Source organism: Rhodococcus ruber NBRC 15591 (assembly GCF_001894945.1).
GTDB classification, from domain to species: domain Bacteria; phylum Actinomycetota; class Actinomycetes; order Mycobacteriales; family Mycobacteriaceae; genus Rhodococcus; species Rhodococcus ruber.
On record NZ_BCXE01000014.1, the window covers coordinates 132,997 to 150,104 of the forward strand.

At 71.1% G+C, this 17,108-nt stretch carries 13 protein-coding genes; 7 read left to right on the plus strand and 6 right to left on the minus strand.

Annotated features, from left to right (window positions below; all coding sequences use genetic code 11):
- The 3 genes from trhO to metH are packed head-to-tail and all read right to left on the minus strand — an operon-like array spanning position 1 to position 5,114.
- A complete protein-coding gene (trhO, locus tag RR3_RS09960) occupies positions 1-861 on the minus strand; it encodes an oxygen-dependent tRNA uridine(34) hydroxylase TrhO (RefSeq protein WP_010596464.1) in 861 nt (286 codons plus the stop codon).
- 1 nt (position 862) lies between these two features.
- Complete coding sequence (locus RR3_RS09965) at positions 863-1,552, minus strand: HAD family hydrolase (protein WP_026138017.1); 690 nt, start codon at positions 1,550-1,552, stop codon at positions 863-865.
- Positions 1,545-5,114 carry a methionine synthase gene (metH, locus tag RR3_RS09970; protein ID WP_026138016.1) on the minus strand — a complete coding sequence of 1,190 codons (3,570 nt, stop codon included), beginning with the start codon at positions 5,112-5,114 and terminating at the stop codon, positions 1,545-1,547. Before metH ends, RR3_RS09965 begins: the two co-directional genes overlap by 8 nt.
- Positions 5,115-5,165: 51 nt before the next feature.
- Between metH and RR3_RS09975 the strand changes: the two genes are divergently transcribed.
- From RR3_RS09975 to RR3_RS09990, 4 genes are all read left to right on the plus strand, one after another.
- Positions 5,166-6,059: a PAC2 family protein gene (locus RR3_RS09975; protein ID WP_010596468.1), complete on the plus strand. Its 894-nt coding sequence runs from the start codon at positions 5,166-5,168 to the stop codon at positions 6,057-6,059.
- Positions 6,056-7,195: an MFS transporter gene (locus RR3_RS09980; RefSeq protein WP_017681801.1), complete on the plus strand. Its 1,140-nt coding sequence runs from the start codon at positions 6,056-6,058 to the stop codon at positions 7,193-7,195. Before RR3_RS09975 ends, RR3_RS09980 begins: the two co-directional genes overlap by 4 nt.
- 90 nt (positions 7,196-7,285) lie before the next feature.
- The gene (nirB, locus tag RR3_RS09985; RefSeq protein ID WP_017681800.1) at positions 7,286-9,793 is read left to right on the plus strand and encodes a nitrite reductase large subunit NirB; all 2,508 of its coding nucleotides are present in this window, start codon (positions 7,286-7,288) and stop codon (positions 9,791-9,793) included.
- Positions 9,790-10,125 (plus strand): Rieske (2Fe-2S) protein, encoded by a 336-nt coding sequence (locus tag RR3_RS09990; protein WP_010596471.1) that lies wholly within the window; start codon positions 9,790-9,792, stop codon positions 10,123-10,125. Before nirB ends, RR3_RS09990 begins: the two co-directional genes overlap by 4 nt.
- Here the strand turns inward: RR3_RS09990 and RR3_RS09995 are convergent.
- Positions 10,112-10,963 (minus strand): DUF8686 domain-containing protein, encoded by an 852-nt coding sequence (locus RR3_RS09995; protein WP_174557565.1) that lies wholly within the window; start codon positions 10,961-10,963, stop codon positions 10,112-10,114. The two genes, RR3_RS09990 and RR3_RS09995, sit on opposite strands and share 14 nt — an antisense overlap.
- Before the next feature lie 395 nt (positions 10,964-11,358).
- Here RR3_RS09995 and RR3_RS10000 point away from each other — a divergent pair, with 395 nt between their 5' ends.
- A complete protein-coding gene (locus RR3_RS10000) occupies positions 11,359-12,444 on the plus strand; it encodes a hypothetical protein (RefSeq protein WP_010596473.1) in 1,086 nt (361 codons plus the stop codon).
- 6 nt (positions 12,445-12,450) lie between these two features.
- Here RR3_RS10000 and RR3_RS10005 read toward each other — a convergent pair whose 3' ends face one another.
- Together RR3_RS10005 and RR3_RS10010 are read right to left on the minus strand one after the other, a co-directional pair.
- Positions 12,451-13,509, minus strand: coding sequence for a site-specific integrase (locus tag RR3_RS10005; protein ID WP_051059610.1), 1,059 nt, complete (start codon positions 13,507-13,509; stop codon positions 12,451-12,453).
- Between the two features lie 236 nt (positions 13,510-13,745).
- Positions 13,746-14,732 carry an NAD(P)/FAD-dependent oxidoreductase gene (locus RR3_RS10010; RefSeq protein ID WP_234420187.1) on the minus strand — a complete coding sequence of 329 codons (987 nt, stop codon included), beginning with the start codon at positions 14,730-14,732 and terminating at the stop codon, positions 13,746-13,748.
- Between the two features lie 79 nt (positions 14,733-14,811).
- Here RR3_RS10010 and RR3_RS10015 point away from each other — a divergent pair, with 79 nt between their 5' ends.
- Positions 14,812-15,417, plus strand: coding sequence for a helix-turn-helix domain-containing protein (locus RR3_RS10015; RefSeq protein WP_048774377.1), 606 nt, complete (start codon positions 14,812-14,814; stop codon positions 15,415-15,417).
- 504 nt (positions 15,418-15,921) lie between these two features.
- Positions 15,922-16,971, plus strand: a complete 1,050-nt coding sequence (locus RR3_RS10020) for a coiled-coil domain-containing protein (RefSeq protein WP_064066758.1) — start codon at positions 15,922-15,924, stop codon at positions 16,969-16,971.
- Positions 16,972-17,108 lie beyond the last annotated feature (137 nt).

Consider the following 17,108-nt stretch of genomic DNA (forward strand, 5'->3'; position numbering starts at 1 on the left):
TCAAGGCCCGGCCGGGTCCGGCACGCACGCCTCGCACACCAGGCTCAGCTCCCGGCCGTTGATGTCCGGGTGGTTGCGGTAGCGCGAGGTCGGGGCCCCGCACACCGCGCACCGCCCCAGCACCGCCGCCGCGTCCGAGAACTCGACGTTCATCCGGCCGTCGAAGACGTACAGCGAACCCTCCCACAGCCCGTCGTCGCCGAACGTCTCGCCGTAGCGGACGATGCCGCCGTCGAGCTGATACACCTGCTCGAACCCGCGGTTGCGCATCAACGCGGACAGCACCTCGCAGCGCACCCCGCCCGTGCAGTAGGTCACCACCGGCCGCGACTTGAGATGGTCGTAGCGGCCGCTGTCGAGCACCGACACGAACTCGCGCGTGGTCGCCACGTCCGGCACCACCGCCCCACGGAACCGGCCGATCTGCGCCTCGAACGCGTTGCGTCCGTCGAAGAACACCACCTCGTCGCCGCGCTCGCCGATCAACTCGTGCAGCCCGTGCGGCGACAGCGGCACACCACCGCCGACCACCCCGTGCTCGTCGACCTTCACCTCGTGCGGCGCCCCGAACGTCACGATCTCCGGCCGCACCCGCACCGACAGGCGCGGAAAGTCCCGCCCGGTCCCGTCCGACCATTTGATGTCGGCGTCGGCGAACGGCGCGTACGCGCGGGTGCCGCGCACGTACCGCTTCACGGCGGCGATGTCGCCGCCGACGGTGGCGTTGATGCCGTGCTCGGAGATGAGGATGCGGCCGGTGAGCCCGTTCGACGCCGCCAGGGTGTGCTGCCACAACCGGATCGCCTCCGGATCGGCCAGCGGGGTGAACCGGTAGAACAACACGATCTTCGGGATCGCCACCTCAGTACGCTCCGGGCAGGTGCAGCGCGTGCAGGTCCGCGACGGTCAGCCCGTCCAGACTCTCCCGGAACACCCGTCGCGGCGAGCCGGGCACCTCCGTCAACGACGGCACCACCAGCACCGTGCAGCCCGCGGCCTCCGCGGCCGCCGCCCCGGTGGGCGAGTCCTCCACCGCCAGACAGTGCACCGGATCGAGACCGAGCAGCTGTGCCGCCCGCAGGTACGGCGCCGGGTCCGGCTTGCCGGCCGGCACCTCGTCGCCGCACACCGAATGGTCGAAGTGCTCGCGCCCCAACGTGTCCAGGGCGAACTCGCACAACGCCCGGTCGGTGTTGGTCACCAGCGCGGACCCGAGCCCGGCGGCGCGCACCGCCCCCAGCGTCCGGCGCGCCCCGGGCCGCCACGGCAGGCCCTGCGCGAACAGCTCCCCCATGCGCCCGTACAGCCACGCCTTCGCGGCGGCCAGGGCGTCGGGGTCCGGGACGAGATCGAGCGACTCGAACACCGTCCGCAACGCGAACGCGCTCGACGCCCCGATCGTCGCCCGCCGTGTCTCGTCCGTCATGGGCCCGCCCAGGCGCAGCGACAACTCCCGCATCCCGATGTCCCACAACGTTTCCGACTCGAGCAGCGTGCCGTCCATGTCCCACAGGACCGCTCGCAGCGTCGACGTGGCCACCGCGCTAGACATTGAAGTACTTCGCCTCCGGGTGATGCAGGACGAACGCGTCGGTGGACTGTTCCGGATGCAGCTGCAGCTCCTCCGACAGCTCCACCCCGATCCGGTCCGGCTCGAGCAACTCGACCAGCTTGATGCGGTCCTCGAGGTTCGGGCACGCCCCGTACCCGAACGCGAACCGCGCCCCGCGGTAGCCCAGCTTGAAGAACTCGGCCACGTCCGCCGGATCCTCCTCGGCCAGGTTGTGACCGCCGGCGAGCACCAGCTCCTCCCGGACCCGCCGGTGCCAGTACTCGGCCAGCGCCTCGGTCAGCTGCACGCCGATGCCGTGCACCTCCAGGTAGTCCCGGTAGGAGTTCGCCGCGAACAACTCGTTCGCGAAGTCCGCGATCGGCTGCCCCATCGTCACCAGCTGGAACGGCAGCACGTCCACCTGCCCCTTCGCCCGCGCGTCCGCCCGCGACCGCACGAAGTCGGCGATGCACAGGAACCGGCCGCGCTGCTGCCGCGGATAGGTGAACCGGTACCGCTCGGCGGCGTCCGGATGCGGCTCGGCCAGCACCACCACGTCGTCGCCTTCCGACACCGCCGGGAAGTACCCGTACACCACGGCGGCGTGCGCCAGGATCCCCTCGGTGGACAACCGGTCGAGCCAGTACCGCAGCCGCGGCCGGCCCTCGCTCTCCACCAGCTCCTCGTACGTCGGCCCGTCCCCGGTGCGCTGCCCGCGCAGCCCCCACTGTCCCAGGAACAGCGCCCGCTCGTCGATCAGGCCCGCGTAGTCGGCCAGCGCCACCCCCTTGACCAACCGGGTGCCCCAGAACGGCGGGGTGGGCACCTCGAGGTCGGCGGCCACATCGGAGCGTTCCGGCACCTCCACCGGCGTCTCGGCGGCCTTGCGCTTCTCCGCGATCCGCTTGGACCGCTCGTGCCGCGCCTTGCGCTCGGCGGCCTTCTCCTTCGCCGCGACCGCCTCCGGGCTGTCCGGCGCCGGGCCCTCGCCGCGCTTGACGGCCATGACCCGGTCCATCAGATGCAGCCCCTCGAACGCATCGCGCGCGTAGGACACCTCACCGTCGTAGATCTCGGCCAGGTCGTTCTCGACGTACGAGCGGGTCAGCGCGGCACCGCCGAGCAGCACCGGGAACCGCTGCGCCACCCCGCGGTGATTGAGCTCCTCGAGGTTCTCCTTCATCACCACGGTCGACTTCACCAACAGCCCGGACATGCCGATCACGTCGGCGTTCTTGTCCACGGCCGCGTCCAGGATCGTCGCGATCGGCTGTTTGATGCCGAGGTTGACCACCTCGTAGCCGTTGTTGCTCAAGATGATGTCGACGAGGTTCTTGCCGATGTCGTGCACGTCGCCCTTGACGGTGGCCAGCACGATCCGGCCCTTGCCCTCGTCGCCGGTGGACTCCATGTGCGGCTCGAGGTACGCCACCGCCGCCTTCATCACCTCGGCGGACTGCAGCACGAACGGCAGCTGCATCTGCCCCGAGCCGAACAGCTCCCCGACCGTCTTCATCCCCGACAGCAGCGTGTCATTGATGATCGCCAGCGGCGGCGTCGTCTGCATCGCCTCGTCCAGATCCGCCTCGAGCCCGTTGCGCTCGCCGTCGACGATCCGCCGCTCGAGCCGCTCGAACAGCGGCAGCGCAGCGAGCTCCTGCGCGCGGGACTCGCGCGACGACGCCGCCGACACCCCTTCGAACAGCGCCATCAGCTTCTGCAGCGGGTCGTATCCCTCGCGCCGCCGGTCGTACACCAGGTCCAGCGCCGTCTCGCGCTGCTCGTCCGGGATCCGCGCCATCGGCAGGATCTTCGACGCGTGCACGATCGCCGTGTCCAGCCCCGCCTGCACACACTCGTGCAGGAACACCGAGTTCAGCACCTGCCGCGCCGCCGGGTTCAGTCCGAACGACACGTTCGAGATGCCCAGGGTGAAGTGCACCCGCGGATGCCGGCGCTTGATCTCGCGGATCGCCTCGATCGTCTCGATGGCGTCCCGGCGGACCTCCTCCTGCCCGGTGGAGATCGGGAACGTCAGGGCGTCGACGACGATGTCCTCCTCGCCGAGGCCCCAGTTGCCGGTCAGATCCGCGATCAGCCGCTCGGCGATGCGCACCTTGTGCTCGGCGGTACGCGCCTGACCCTCCTCGTCGATCGTCAACGCGACCACCGCGGCACCGTGCTCGACCACGTGCTGCATGATCCGTTCGAACCGCGAACCCGGGCCGTCGCCGTCCTCGTAGTTCACCGAGTTCACCGCGCACCGGCCCCCGAGATGCTCGAGACCGGCCCGGATCACGTCCGGCTCCGTCGAATCGATCATGATCGGCAACGTCGACGCCGTCGCCAGCCGGCTCGCCAGATCCGCCATGTCGGCGGCGCCGTCGCGGCCCACGTAGTCCACGTTCAGATCCAGCAGGTGCGCGCCGTCGCGGATCTGATCCTTCGCGATGTCCAGGCACTTCTGATGATCCCCGGCGAGCATCGCCTCCCGGAACGCCTTCGACCCGTTCGAATTGGTGCGCTCGCCGATCATCAGGATCGACGAGTCCTGCTCGAACGGTACCGCCGAGTACAACGACGACACGCCCGGCTCCGGCCGGGGAGCGCGTTCGGCGCGCTCGGTCTCGCGCACCGCCTCGGCGACCTGCCGGATGTGCTCGGGGGTGGTGCCGCAGCAGCCGCCGACCAGCGCCAGCCCGAACTCGGCGACGAACCCGCTGAGCGCCTGCGCCAGTTCCTCCGGGGTCAACGGGTACTCGGCGCCGTTGGCCCCGAGCACCGGCAGGCCCGCGTTCGGCATCACCGACACCGGCAGCCGGGCATGCTTGGACAGATGCCGCAGGTGCTCGCTCATCTCCTCCGGGCCGGTGGCACAGTTCAGCCCAATCAGGTCGATGCCCAGCGGCTCGAGCGCCGTCAGGGCCGCCCCGATCTCGCTGCCGAGCAGCATCGTGCCGGTCGTCTCCACCGTCACGTGGGTGACGATCGGAATGCGCCGACCGGACCGCTCCATCGCGCGGCGGCTACCGACGATCGCGGCCTTCGCCTGCAGCAGGTCCTGGCAGGTCTCGACGAGGATGGCGTCGGCGCCGCCGTCGAGCATGCCCAGCGCGGACTCGGTGTAGGCGTCACGCAACACGGCGAACGGGGCATGACCGAGGGTGGGCAGCTTCGTGCCCGGACCCATCGAGCCCAGCACGAACCGTCCCATGCCGTCCGGGCCGGGACCCATCTCGTCGGCCACCTCCCGGGCCAGGCGGGCGCCGCGTTCGGACAGGTCCCGGATGCGATCGGCGATGTCGTAGTCGGCGAGGTTGGGCAGGTTGCAACCGAAGGTGTTGGTGGAAACGGCATCCGCTCCCGCCTCGAAGTACGCCCGGTGGATTCCCCGGATGACGTCGGGCCGGGAGTCGTTGAGAATCTCGTTGCACCCCTCGAGGCCGCGGAAGTCGTCCAGACTCAGATCCGCGGCCTGCAACATCGTGCCCATCGCCCCGTCTCCCACGACAACGCGCTGCGAGAGCGCATCGAGCAAGGCAGAGTGCAATGGGGTGGACATGCGTTCCAGACTAGTGGGCGGCCCGTCCGGCTCTCGCCGTAGGCTGGACAGGTGAGTGCAAGCGAGTTCGCCGAGACCCCGGAACCGGACGTGCCGACCCTGCGTGACCCGGTGCTGGTCGCCGCATTCGAAGGGTGGAACGACGCCGGTGACGCGGCCAGCGGCGCCGTCGAACACCTCGAGCTCATCTGGGACGCCGAACCGTTCGCCGAACTGGACTCCGAGGACTACTACGACTACCAGGTCAACCGCCCCATGGTGCGTCTCGTCGACGGCGTCACCCGCGAGATCGAATGGCCCGCCACCCGCCTGTCGGTGTGCTCGCCGCCCGGCAGCACACGCGACGTCGTGCTGCTGCGCGGCATCGAACCCAACATGCGCTGGCGCAGCTTCTGCGACGCCATCATCGAACTCGCCGACGAGATCGGCGTGCACACCGTCGTCATCCTCGGTGCCCTGCTCGCCGACACCCCCCACACCCGGCCCGTCCCCGTGACCGGCACCGCCTACAGCACCGACGCCGCCAAACGCTTCAACCTGGAAGGCTCGCGGTACGAAGGGCCCACCGGCATCGCCGGGGTCCTGCAGGATGCGTGCGTCCGCGCCGGCGTGCCCGCCGTGTCGTTCTGGGCCGCCGTCCCCCACTACGTCTCGCAACCCCCGAACCCCAAGGCCACCGTCGCGCTGCTGCGCCGCGTCGAAGACGTCCTCGACCTCGAGGTCCCGCTCGGCGAACTGCCGGTCCTCGCCGAGGAATGGGAACAGACCGTCACCGCGATGACCGAGGACGACGAGGAGATCGCCGAATACGTCCGCGCCCTCGAGGAACGCGGCGACGCCGAATCGGACATCTCCGAGGTCATCGCCAAGATCGACGGCGACGCCCTCGCCGCCGAGTTCGAACGCTACCTGCGGCGACGAGGCCCGGGCGGCTTCACCCAGTGAGGGCGGCACGCGCCTCGCTGCCGCGTGCCGCCCTCTACGCCGGAGGATTCCTCGGACCCTTCGGCGGCGGTGTCGTGGCGTCGATGCTGCCGGAGATCGGCGCCTCCACCGGCGTGAGCGCCGGCGCGGCCGCGAGCACCCTCACCGCCTACCTCGGACCGTTCGCGCTGACCATGCTCGTCTCCGGCACCCTCGGGGCACGGTGGGGACGGGTCCGCACCGTCCGCACCGCGTACATCGTCTACGCCGTCGCGTCGCTGGCGTCCGCGCTCGCCCCCACCCTCGGGCTGCTGCTCGCATCCCGGGCCCTGCAGGGCGTCGCCAACGCCTTCACCACCCCGCTGCTGCTCGCGGCGCTCGCCGCGCTCGTCCCGCGGGCCCGCCTCGGCCGCGCCCTGGGCCTGTTCGGGGCGATGCAGGCCGCCGGACAGACCTCGGCCCCGCTCGTCGGGGGGCTGGCCGCCGAGGTCGACTGGCGGTGGGCGTTCGTCGTGATCGCCGCGGCGGCCGCCGTCCTCGCCGTGATCGGCCTGCCCGAGCAGCTGACCGTGCCCACCGGCGAGGCCCCGCCACGGCTGCGCGACGCGCTGCGCCCCGACGTGGTGCGCATCGGGGTCGTCGCCCTGCTCGGTTGGGGAGCCCTCGGCGGGTTGAACTTCCTGCTCGCCTTCCGCGCCGAGGACGTCTTCGGTCTGACCCCCACGCAACGGGGCCTGCTCCTGACCGGCTTCGGCGTCGCCGGCATCCTCACCGCCCGCCGGGTCGGCACCCTCATCGACCGCATCGGCGCCCGTCGCACCGTGCTGCTCGGCGCTCTCGCCGGCGCCGGTCTCGTCGTCGTCGTCGGCACCGCCGGACTGCTGTGGCTGGTCGCGGCCGCGTGGTTCGTCGCCGGCATCGCCTCCCAGTGTGTGCTCGTCGGGGTCAACGCCGCCGTCCTCGGCTCCTCGGGCCGCAACCGCGGCGGCGCCGTCTCGGTGGTGCAGGCGTTCCGGTTCTCCGGCGGCGCCGTCGCCCCGCTGGCACTGACCCCCCTCTACGCCGCCGCCCCGGTCGCGAGCTTCGTCGTGCCCGCCCTCGTGCTCGCCGTCGTCGCCCCGCTGGCGATGCCGCGCCGCGACTCCCCCTCCCGCTGACATCCTCACCCCGGCGGCGGTGAGCACTTCCTGACCGCCGCGTAACCCCGGTGCCGCCGAGCCGTCACCGCCCCCGGCAACCCTGGACGCATGACCCCAACCGCGTCGCACCACCACGGCCCGCGTCGGCGCCTGCTCGTCGTCGGCAACGGCATGGCCGGCGCCCGCACCGTCGAGGAGATCCTCGCGCGCGGCGGCCGGGACCAGTTCGACATCACCATGATCGGCGACGAGCCGTACGGCAACTACAACCGGATCATGCTCTCCCACGTGCTGGCCGGGGAGGCCGACGTCGACGACGACCTCGTCCTCAATCCGATGAGCTGGTACCGCGCGAACGGCGTGACCTTGTACGCCGGTGACCGCGCCACCCGTCTCGACCGCTTCGGCAAGACCGTCACGTGCGAGTCCGGCCGGCAGGTCCCCTACGACCTGCTCGTCGTCGCGACCGGATCGAACACCTTCTTCCCCAACATGGACGGGCTGCGTGAACCGGACGGACGGCTCGGTCGCGGGGTCTTCGGCTTCCGCACCCTCGCCGACACCAACGGCATGCTGCAGATGGCCGACGCCCACGACGACGTCCGCGCCGTGGTCGTCGGCGGCGGCCTGCTCGGCCTCGAAGCCGCCTACGGGCTGCGCACCCAGGGCCTGACCGTCACCGTGGTGCACTCGCCCACCCACCTGATGAACCAGCAGCTCGACGAACGCGGCGGCCGGGTACTGCGCACCGAAATCGAACGACTCGGCATCACCGTGCACACCGGCACCCGCACCACCGCCGTCCTGCGCGACGACCGCGGCGCCGTGACCGCCGTGCACTTCGCCGACGGCACCGTCGTCGACACCGACATGGTCGTGGTCACCGCCGGCATCCGTCCCAACACCGAATTCGCCCGCGCCGGCGGCCTCGTCGTCGAACGCGGCATCGTCGTCGACGACCAGATGCGCTGCGAGGAAGAATCGAGCATCTACGCCGTCGGCGAATGCGCCCAGCACCGCGGCGAGGTGTACGGGCTCGTCGCACCCGTCTGGGAACAGGCCGTCGTCCTCGCCGAGCACCTCACCGGCACGAATCCCCACGCCGCGTACGAGGGCTCGCGCACCGGCACCGCCCTCAAGGTCGCCGGCATCGACGTCGTCGCGATGGGCATCAAGGGACCCGAACACGAAGACGACGAGTTCGTCCAGTTCTACGATCCGCGCAGCGGCATCTACAAGAGCATCGTCGTGCGCGACGACCGGCTCGTCGGCGCCATGCTGCTCGGCGACGTGAGCAGAGCCACCACCCTGACCCAGGCCTTCGACGGCAGGATCGAGATCCCCGCGGACCGCGCGGCGCTGCTGTTCGACCTCGGCGACCCGCAGGGCGCCGACGTCGCCGCCGACCTGCCGGACGAAACCCAGGTGTGCAACTGCAACGGCGTCAGCAAGGGTGACATCGTCTCCTGCGTCCACGACGGCGCCGGCACCCTCGCGCAGGTGTGCGCCCGCACCCGCGCCGGGAAGGGCTGCGGCTCGTGCAAGAGCCTGGTCGCCGACATCGTCGCCTGCGCCGCCGGCGGCGCCCTCGCCGCGGACCCCGCCGCGAACTGGTACGTGCCGTGCATCCCGCTCGCCAAGCCGGACCTGATCGCCGAGATCCGTCGCCGCGACCTGCGTGCGGTCTCCCAGGTCTTCGCCGAACTCGCCCCCGGCGGCCGCGAGGAGGCCACCGCCAAGATGCCGCTCGCGTCGCTGCTGCGCACCGTGTGGGGCCCGGACTGGGTCGACGAACGGGGTGCGCTGTTCATCAACGACCGCGTCCACGCCAACATCCAGCGCGACGGCACCTTCTCCGTGGTGCCGCAGATGAAGGGCGGGGTCACCACCCCGGACCAGCTGCGGCGCATCGCCGACGTCGCCGACAAGTACGACGTGCCCATGGTCAAGGTCACCGGCGGCCAGCGCATCGACCTGCTCGGCATCCGCAAGGAGGACCTGCCGAAGGTGTGGGCCGACCTGGACATGCCCTCCGGATACGCCTACGGAAAGAGCTTCCGCACCGTCAAGACCTGTGTCGGCAGCGATTTCTGCCGCTTCGGCCTCGGCGACTCGACCGCGCTCGGCATCGCCCTCGAGGAACGCTTCCAGGGACTCGAGACACCCGCCAAGCTGAAACTCGCCGTGGCCGGATGCCCCCGCAACTGCTCGGAAGCGCTGTGCAAGGACTTCGGCGTCGTCGCGGTCGGCGACGGACGCTGGGAGATCTACGTCGGCGGCGCCGCCGGCGCCCACATCCGCAAGGGTGACCTGCTCGCCGGCCCCGTGTCCGGCGACGACGTCCTGGCCCTGGCCGGCCGGTTCATCCAGTACTACCGCGAGAACGCCGCATGGCTCGAGCGAACCTACGACTTCGTGCCCCGCGTCGGCATCGACCGGCTCCAGGCGCTGCTGGTCCGAGACGAGGAGGACATCGTGACCGGACTCGACGACCGCATCGGCGCCGCCGTCGCGGCATACCGGGACCCCTGGCTCGAACGGACAGCCCCGAAGTCGCCGGCACAGTTCCGTCCCGCGCTGCCGCTGCTCCCGCTGCCGCAGGTGCCGGTCCGATGACCACCACCGAAAGCCGGACCACCGCGCGGGAGTACGAGGTAGGCGCGCTGAGCGACCTGACCCCGGGCGAAGGCCGCACCTACACGGCGGGCGGACGGCAGATCGCCGTGTTCCTGCTCGGCGACGGCACCGTCCGGGCGCTGGACGCGGTGTGCCCACACCGGGGCGGACCGCTCGCCGACGGCCAGATCGACCCCGACCTCGTCGTGTGCCCCCTGCACCAGTACGCGTTCAGGTTCGACACCGGACGGTGCACCGCACCCGGCATCGACCCCGTCCACATCTACCCCGCGCGGGTGCACGACGGCCGGATCGTCGTCACCGTCGGGTGAGCGACGGGTGGCTGTCACGCCACCAGCAGTACACGTACAGCGTCAGCGCGGCGACGAGGGCGGTGACCACCCAGATGGTCACCGCCACGTCGACCCACGACCCGATCGGCGGCGAACCCGGCAGGATGCCTCGCAGCGGAACCACGGCGAACAGCATGGCCGCCATCCAGGCGAGCATGTCGGTTTCGACTGCCCGGCGCCGCCGGAACGTCTGCACCGCGACGAACGCGGCGAGCACCGCGAGGACGACCATCATCAGCAGCAGGATCGCCGCATACACCAGAGTGCCCCCGGTGCGCACGAACACCACCTCGGTGCCGTCCACCCCCTCGGGGAAACCGAGCTCCGGGGCCGCCACGACCGCTCTACGGTCGATCGACCACCCGTCGATGCGGCCGTCGATCAGCACCGCCGACGGCACCGGCTCCCGCTCCGCTCCCTCCCCCACGTCGACCTCCACGACGACCGGCGTGACGTCGAAGACGTCGAACGGCCAGCGGATCGCCTGCCCCCGCGCCAGCAGTTCCACCGGGTAGGCGACAGGCACGGTGTGAGCCGGGAAGAACAACTCCGACTGCGCGACAGCCGGCACGAGCAGCACACTCAGCGGCACGGCGAGCGTGGCCCCGTTCGCATCGAGGAACGCCTCCCCGGGATAGATGGTGACCTCCGCATTCACCCGGTCGACCGTCGGCTGCAGCGACTTCATCGTCACCACCACGAGCACCGAGTCGGCAGCCACCTCCACGGGCCGCCACTCCCGCCGTTCGTGCGAACTCACCCCGAACAGGAGGAGTACGCCGGCATACACAGCGATCGCCGCCGCCACCAGCGACATCAGCACAGACCGGCGAGACGGGCGATTCGGACGCGGCGCAGGCACTCCCGGACTGTAGTCCGCAGGTGCCGCCCGGGGGTCTTTGCTTTGTTTGTTGGCGAGTTGTCGTGGGAGTGAGGAAGGGTTCGGTAATTTTATATGTTCCGTATTGCTCGGAATATTTCCCGTCGTTCCGGGCGACCGCCGAGTCGGCCTCCACTGCGCACCACCCTCGACGTCCTCACATGGGTTCGCCGGCTCGGGACCGACCGGGCGAAACATCGGCCTCCGGATTCTGCTGTTCCGAGACTCTGTGCCTCGTCGCCTGCCGCTCCGCCCCCCTGCACTGCGGGCCGAGAACGAGTGTTCGCAAATTGTTGGGCTTCCGTGTCGTACCGATTACCTATGGTGGGGACATGACCGCGTCCGCACCGCTCGCAGAACCAGCCGACAGCGCGACGGGCCCCCGCCCGGAGCGGCCCATCGACATCTACCGCCGCGCCATCGCCGTGGTCGAGGCGTGCCTGCCCCTGGGCTGGACGGTCACCTCCGACCGCCCCCGCTCCCCCGCGGCCCCCGACCGGATCCTCGTGACCGCGCCCGACGGCGAATCGGTGTCGTACGCGGTCATCGCGTCCCGCGGCGTCCTCAGCGGAGACGTCGCGCGCATCGCCGCGGAACTGTCCGAGTCCGACCGCGGATTCGTGTGCGCTCACTATCTCTCCGATCCGGTCCGCCGCCAGCTCGATCAGCACGGCATCTCGTACTCCGACGCGACCGGGAATCTCACGCTCGTCGCGTCCCGGCCGGCGATGTGGGTGCGCAACCGCGGCGCCGACGCCGACCCGTGGCGCGGGCCCGGCCGGCCGTCGGGCGTGCTCACCGGCGAACCGTCCGAACGCGTGGTCCGGGCGCTCGCCGACTTCACCGGGGAGATGTCCGTACCGGAACTGATCCGGCTCTCCGGTGCCTCCACCGGCGCCACCTACCGCGTCGTCGAGGTCCTCGGGGAACGGGAACTGATTCGCCGCATTCCGCGCGGCCCGATCACGATGGTGCACTGGGAGAAGATGCTGCGCGCGTGGGCTGCGGACCGTAAGCCTTGCGTCACAAGGGGATTCGCCGCGCCCGACGGCATCGGCACGGTACGGGCGGATCTCTCCGAACCGCTCGACCTGAGCTATGCGATCACCGGTCTCGGGGCCACCGACTACGCAGGCGCCGAGGTCCTCGAGGTGTACGCCGACGACCCGGACACGTTCGCCCAGGCCCTGGGTCTGCGCCCGGTCGACCGCGGCGCCGACGTCGTGGTGGCCACGCCGTGGTCGCCGGTGGTGTTCGAGCGGATGGAGCGACGCGACGGACTACGCTTCGCGGCACCGTCCCAGGTCTATGCGGACCTGCTGGCCGGACCGTTCCGCAATCCGAACGCCGCCGAACACCTGCTCGCGGCGCTCACCGCCGACCCGAGCGCGTGGCGCCGGCCCGTGGGGCGCACCTGACCGTGGTCAGAGGCCGAGCACGGTGACGGCATTGCCGGCGAGTCCGGCGTGCTGGCGGCTGTAGAGCGCCACCATCCGCTCGTCGGCGTGCCCCGTCTGCGTCATGATCGTCTGGGTCGTGGCTCCGTTGCGGACGGCCTGGGTGACGAACCCCGCGCGCAGGCTGTGCCCGCCCAAGGTGGCAACCACCTCGGGCGCGAACCCCGCCTGCCGCGCCCGGCGCTGGATCATCGAGTGCACCGACTGCCCGCTCAGGGCGCCGCTGCCGACGGCACCGGTGCGGTGGATCGTGCGGAACAGCGGCCGTTCCACACTCCCCGTCCCCGGCGCGACACCGCGGCAGCAGTGCTCGTCGCCGGCGGCACACTCGTCGCTCACCAACTCCCGCACCGCCGCCCCACCGTCCGCGTCCCATGCGTCGAGCACCTCGCGCCAGCGCCGGTAGGCGCACACCGGGCAGGTCTGCGGATCCCGGCCGTACGGGAGCGTGACGGTGCGCCCGCGCGCGTCCCGATCCGCCTTCGAGCGACGAATCGTCACGTACAACCCGTCGGACCGATGGGCGACGACATCGGACATGGCCAGTGCCGACAGTTCCGACCGGCGCATCGCACCGGCGAGCCCCAGCAGTAGCAGGGCGGAGTCGCGGCGCTCGGCTACCCGATCCGGCCACTCGGTGGCGGCGGTGCGCATCGCTCCGACGATCGCCCGGATGTCGTCGGTGAGCAGGGGTGTGCGGCGCGCCGGTGGCGCCGCACGGGTCCGCCGGATGCCCCGCACCACGTCTCGCACGGCCTCGTGGTGTCCCGGCTTCGGCAGTCCCGCCAAGGCGTGCATCTTGTTGATCGTCGCGACCCATCGCGCGAGGGTCGACGGGGCGTACGCCCACCGCCCGTCGGGTCGCAGTTCGCCCGACTTCTCGGTCAGGTACCAGCCCACGAGTTCGGGCGCGGCCGGAAGGGGGACGTGACCGACGGTGTCGCACCATCGGGCGAACTTGTTCCAGTCGCTGGTCACGGCGGCGCGGGTGTTCTCCGATGCGGCCTTGGCGCGGAGCCGGCGCATCGCCTCCTCCACACCGGGGGGAAGCGCCGGCGCAGGCAGTGGCGACTCGGGGGAATCATTGCCGGGCAACTGATTCGTCACGGTGACACCACTCCTCTGCCCGACCCTTCGCGCACGGACGATACGCGTCGATCGCGCCCCTCGCGTCGACGACACCGGCCGGCGCGTCGTGCCCGGCTCGGGGGTGCGACGCACGCACCCGTGTGGCGCACCGGGGCAGCAGCTGTTCCCGTCGGTCAGCGCGCGGGCGTGTGCGACCGGCCCGGGACTCGACCGTGACGGGCCTCGACTGCCTGCCGTGTCTCCTCGGCGATCAGGCCCGCGTTGATCCGGGCGGCGACGGCCGCGCCTGCCGCCGCGGCGGCACCCACCTGGGCGACGGGATCGGTGACGTTACCGGCAACCCAGACGCCGGGGACGTCGGTGCGGCCGGTCACGTCCGCCGGAATGTGCTCTCCCACCCCGGCCGGATGCTGCGCCGGCCGCACCCCGAGGGGCGCGAGAAAATCGGCGCGCACCACCATCCGCGGCGCGACCACCAGCGCCTCCCGGGCGATCATCCGGTCCCCACGCAGCCGTACCCCCGCAAGTCGGTCGTCGACGGTCTCCACTGCCACGATTTCACCGTCGATCACCCGGACGCCACGCGCGGCCAGTTGCTCCGCCTCCTCTGCGGCGGGCCCCGGCGCCGTGTGGGTGAAGAAGGTGACGTCGGCGCTCCACTGCCGGAACAGCAGGGCCTGGTGCACGGACATGGGGCCGCTCGCGAGCACGCCGATCGCCTGGTCGCGGACCTCCCAGCCGTGGCAGTACGGGCAGTGCAGCACGTCTCGTCCCCACCGTGCCCGCAGGCCGGGTACGTCGGGCAGGTCGTCGACCGCTCCGGTGGCCACCAGCACCTGACGCCCCCGGGTCACCCGGCCGTCGGACAGCGCCACCTCGAACCCGCCGTCTCTGCGGGTGACAGCATCCACGCCGGCGCGCACCACGTCACCGCCGTATCCGCGGACCTCGCCCCGGCCGCGCTCGAGCAGTTCGGTCGGCGGGATCCCCTCGCGGCCCAGCAGCCCGTGCACACCCGTCGCCGGTGCATTGCGCGGCGCACCCGCGTCGACGACGACCACCGATCGTCGCGCGCGGGCGAGCATCAGTGCCGCGTTCAACCCGGCGGCTCCCCCGCCGATCACTACCACGTCGTATCCGTACCCGAGCACGTCGCTCATCTCGACCACCTCCACGACGACTGTGCGTGCCGACCGCAATGACTGGCAACATAATTTGCCGATATGGCAAAATTACCGCATGGACGATCTCGACCAGGCGCTCGCGACGGTCGGACCCCGGCTCCGCGCGCTGCGGCGTACCCGCGAGACGACGTTGACCGATCTCTCGGCGGCGACGGGCATCTCGGTGAGCACCCTGTCCCGACTCGAGTCCGGAACCCGCCGACCGACGCTCGAGCTGCTGCTGCCCCTGGCCAGAGCGCACGGGGTGACGCTCGACGAACTGGTCGGCGCCCCGCCGACGGGCGACCCGCGCATTCACCTGCGTCCCGTCACCCGGCACGGCATGACCATGGTGCCGCTCACCCGGCGAGCCGGCGGGATCCAGGCGTACAAGCTGGTGCTCCCCGCCGACAGCAGCCGCGGGGAACCGGATCCCCAGACCCACGAGGGGTACGAGTGGCTCTACGTCCTCGACGGACGGCTACGGCTCGTCCTCGGTGAGCACGACCTGGTTCTCTCCCCCGGGGAGGCGGCCGAGTTCGACACTCGCGTGCCGCACTGGTTCGGCGCCGCCGGTGCCGAACCGGTCGAGTTCCTCAGCCTGTTCGGCAAGCAGGGTGAACGAGCGCATCTTCGCGCCCGTCCGGCCACGAAACCTGTTCCGCGCCAGTCCGATCCGTAGAGATCTCCCGCTCCCGTGTGGGCACGGAAGGGCCGATGGTTCACCGCTGAGCCCCGGCACGGAACCCCTCCCCGCTTTTCGCCCACCCACGGCGTTCTGACTCACTATAAGAGGGGGTTATGACGATCATGCCCGATCCATGCATATATGCGAATCTATGCGCCCTTTCGGAGGTCGACTGGATGGGTCTTCGTAACGTTTCGAGTTTCGTCCGCATAGCACCTCTATCTAACTGCTATTATTTTTTCTCATTCATTTCGTTTCGTAATTCATTTCGTTTTGAGACACGTACACTGCGGCCCATAGGACGCGCCGGGGCCCGTATTCGGCCCGCCGGGAAGGCCCCCGCCTCGTGTGCTCGGCTGGTGAGCTCGGTCGAGAAAGAGCTGGGCAGTGATTCGGCTAATCAAGGAATTCCGTAGGCAGCCGATTCCACTAACGCCTCCTGGCCTCTCCCTCCCCCTGATAGATATGGCGGCAACCACCGACCGAGATGAGGAATCCGTGAGCGAAGCGAGCACCGGCGACTCCCTGCCGGACCAGCGCATGCCCGACCAACCCATGCCCGACCAACGCATGCCCGACGCGCGCCCGAAGCCGGGACGGCCGCGCAAGTACGCGTCCGCCGCAGACCGGGTCCGGGCCTACCGAGAACGCGAACGGCAGAAGAGGGAGGCGGCCTCCGTGGCCGAGCTGACCACTCCCCCGGGCCCGGCCGAAGCAGCCACCAACCTGGCGTCCGCCGTCGCCGCGCTCCGCACCCTGAACGCGACGTCGCTCGCGCAGTACAACGCCGTCGCCGCACAGATCACCGCGGCCGTCGACAAGCTCACCGACCCGGACGCACTCGAGGCGCAGATGACCCGGGCCACCACGGAGCTGGCGAAGGTGAAGGCGGACGCGGACGCCAGGATCGCCCGCCTGCGCGAGCAACTCGCCCAGGCAACCGAGGACCGCGACAACGCGGAGGCCGCCGTCGAGGCCGTCGACCGCGAGCTGGCGGACGCCCGTGCCGCGCACGACGCCCGGATCCGGGACCTCGAGACCGCGCATCGCGACGAGTCGACACGAGCGGCCGAGGAGCACGCGGACACACTGCGCACCTGGCAGGAAGGCATCGACGCCACCGCGGCAGCGCACGCCGCGGAGATCGCCGAGTACCGGTCGACCGTCACCACGCAGCAACAGCAGCTCGCCCGGCTCGAATCGGAGCTCGCGACCCTGCGTGACGATCTGGCGCACACCCGCGCCGCGGCGGAGAAGGAGGCGGCCACGGCCGCCGCGGCCGTGGCCCGGCTCGACACCGATCTCACCGCGGAACGCGCCCGCGTCGAGGAACTGCGCGGCGCCCTCGAAGAGGCTCGCGTCGCGGCGGCCGCCGCGCGGGCCGCCGAGACCGCGGCCCGCGACAGAGGCGACGAACTACGGGCCGAGATCGTCGACCTGCGCGGCGAGCGGGACCGGCTCCGGGGCGACCTCGCCGCGGCACACGCCGCGGCGGCCGAGACCCGCCGCGAGGCGGACCCGACGGAAACGACGCCGGCCGAGAGCTGACCGAACGGCGACGTTCCCGACCCCGGCGACGACCGGACGCCCACGGGAGGCACGGCGGCGCCTCCCGTCCCGGGTGTGGCACGCACGGCACCGGGGGTTGCGTGGCACGTGGGCCGCCCCCGCCTACCCTGTCACGG